1 protein-coding gene is annotated in these 1807 nt (G+C 69.6%); it reads right to left on the bottom strand.

Annotation, left to right across the window (positions count from 1 at the left end; translation table 11 throughout):
- Positions 1–52: 52 nt before the first annotated feature.
- Complete coding sequence (locus tag ADL01_RS19815) at positions 53–1711, bottom strand: IS1182 family transposase (RefSeq protein ID WP_078960638.1); 1659 nt, start codon at positions 1709–1711, stop codon at positions 53–55.
- Between the last annotated feature and the right edge of the window lie 96 nt (positions 1712–1807).

Raw genomic sequence — 1807 nt, 5'->3', positions numbered from 1 at the left:
CGACACTGTTGGCGAATCCAGCCCGTTGATCTCCGTTCCGGCCCGCCGAGTCCTACTCGGCGGGCCGGAGGGATGCCAGGTGTGATGTGCGAGTGCGGGCTCGTGGGATGTCAGTCCACCAGGCGTTGAGGCGGTGGAAGTTCATCGCGGTGGCGGTGAGCTGGTGTTGGAGCTGTGCCTTGGCCAGCCCGCGATAGCGGCATCGTCGCAGGCCGAAGGCCCGTACTCCCTGGGAGATGGTGCCTTCGACACCGGCCCGGTGTGCGTACTGCTCCTTCCACTCCTGGGTGTCTTCTTGGGCTCGTGCCTGCTGGATTACCTCCTGCTCCGCCTGGGGGCGCAGGGTGATCCGGCGGCCCATGGTGGCCGTCGCTCCGGCGCGGGTGCACTGCTCGCGGTCCTTGCAGGGACGACAGAGCCCCATCGGGAACCTTGCTCGGACCACGGCTGCCCCCTGCTGGGAGCGGTCTTCCCGCCAGTTGCTGGTGGTCTTGCCGTTGGGGCAGGTCACCCGCCGGTTGTCCCAGTCGATCGTGAAGTCGGCCTGGGAGAAGCCCTCGGCGTCCTTGGTCTGCCAGCTGGTGGACGCGAGGATCGGCCCCACCAGGTCGATCTTGTGGTCCCGGCGGGCGGTGACCACTTCCCGCGCGGTCGCATAGCCGGCGTCGACCAGGTGCCGGTCGGGCAGGAGGTCGCGCTGGGCGAGGTGGGCGTGGATCGGGGCGACCAGGCGCACGTCCTGGACGGTGGAGTCGGTGGTGGCAACGTGGGTGATCAGGTTCGGGCTGTCCGGCTCGCAAGTCTCGGTGAGGTGGACCTTGTAGCCGTCCCAGAAGGTGCCGCGCTTCACGCTCCCGCGGGCGTCGGTGTCGTAGGGCGTGACCAGCCGCTCCGCGCCCGGCGGGCGGTCCTTGAGGTCCCGGCGGCGGACCTGCCCGTCGTCGACGAAGTACTGCTGGATCCACATCTGCCGCAGCGTCTGGACCCGGTCCAGCAGCCGCAGGGACGCAGGGGCGTCCGGTCCGTGCAGGGCCGTCAGCAGGCTCAGCCCGTCGGTGCCGATCTGCTCGATCAGCTCGGTCTGTTTGGCTTTCCCCTTGGGCAGGCGGGTGTCCTCGAACCGGATCGCGTACCGGTCGAACCAGTCGGACGGTGCCCAGGCGGCCAGCCACTCCGGCTCGCAGGCGGCCACGCTGTTCAACGCGGCCCGCAGGGTCTCACCGAGCCGTACCAGCCCGTTGATCTGCCGCGCGGCGGACAGCACGATCGTGGAGTCCGTGCGCGCACGGCCACCGGCCTTGAGCAGGCCGTGCTCCGCGGCGGCCTCCAAGACCCGGTCCAGGAGGTTGATCCCGGCGTCTCCCGCGATCAGCCGGTCCCTGAACTCGGTAAGTACCGAGTGGTCGAACCCCGGATCGGCCAGCTCCAGCCCGAGGAGGTACTTCCAGTCCAGCCGTCCGCGCACCGCGTCGGCGGCCTGCCGGTCCGACAGGCCCTCGGCGAACTGCATGACCGACACCAGCGCCAGCCTGCCCGGCGACCACGCCGGCTTCCCCCTGCTCGGGTACAGCCCGGCGAAGTCCGCGTCCGAGAACAGCTCGCCCAGCTCGTCACGGATCCTCATCGCCAAGCTGCCCTTCGGAAACGCAGCCCGCGCCACCCGGGCCGTCTCCTCAGGAACCCCGTCGACCTTCCTGGCCTGCAACGACACCGACACCCTCCCCAAAACACAACGTCGGCCTTCACGACCACAACGGGTCGCGAAGGCCGACGTCACGTTCAGGGCCCCGGATTCGCCAACAGTGTC

It is taken from the genome of Streptomyces sp. NRRL WC-3618 (assembly GCF_001280005.1).
GTDB lineage: Bacteria > Actinomycetota > Actinomycetes > Streptomycetales > Streptomycetaceae > Streptomyces.
The sequence above is the reverse complement of the archived record's forward strand: the minus strand, read 5'-3'. Positions and strand labels throughout refer to the sequence as shown.